Raw genomic sequence first — 544 nt, forward strand, 5'->3', positions numbered from 1 at the left:
ACCGCAAGGTATGGTTGCCCAAAAACCAAACGTGAAGGCCGAGTTAAAAGTATTAACGCGTACCCCTGTGGTCCTTGCATTACTCACTACCGTACTCGGTGCAGGTGCAATGTTTACGCTCTACACCTATATTGCGCCAAGTTTGACTGAGTTTACGCATGCTTCACCGACCTTCATTACGTTCATGTTGGTGCTGATTGGTGTCGGTTTCTCGATTGGTAACCATTTAGGCGGCCGTTTTGCAGACTTGTCCATCAACAAAACTCTGATTGGTTTCTTGGTACTGTTGATCGTGATGATGGTGACTTTCCCAATTCTTGCTCAAAGCCAGATTGGAGCAGCCATTGCGTTGGTGATATGGGGTGCAGCAACCTTTGCTTTAGTACCGCCATTACAAATGCGTGTCATGTCAGTCGCTCATGAAGCTCCAGGGCTTGCCTCTTCAGTAAATATCGGTGCGTTTAACTTAGGTAATGCAGTAGGCGCTGCTGCAGGTGCATTAGTACTCGATTTAGGTTGGGGTTATAGTGCAGTATCTTTTGCG

General features: G+C 47.1%; 1 protein-coding gene. It reads left to right on the top strand.

Annotated elements, in window-relative coordinates; all coding sequences use genetic code 11:
- A partial coding sequence (locus tag C1642_RS19290) for an MFS transporter (protein ID WP_228153861.1) occupies nt 1-544 on the top strand: 544 nt, incomplete at both ends.

The sequence above is a fragment of the Acinetobacter sp. AKBS16 genome (assembly GCF_002899995.1).
Lineage (GTDB): Bacteria > Pseudomonadota > Gammaproteobacteria > Pseudomonadales > Moraxellaceae > Acinetobacter > Acinetobacter baumannii.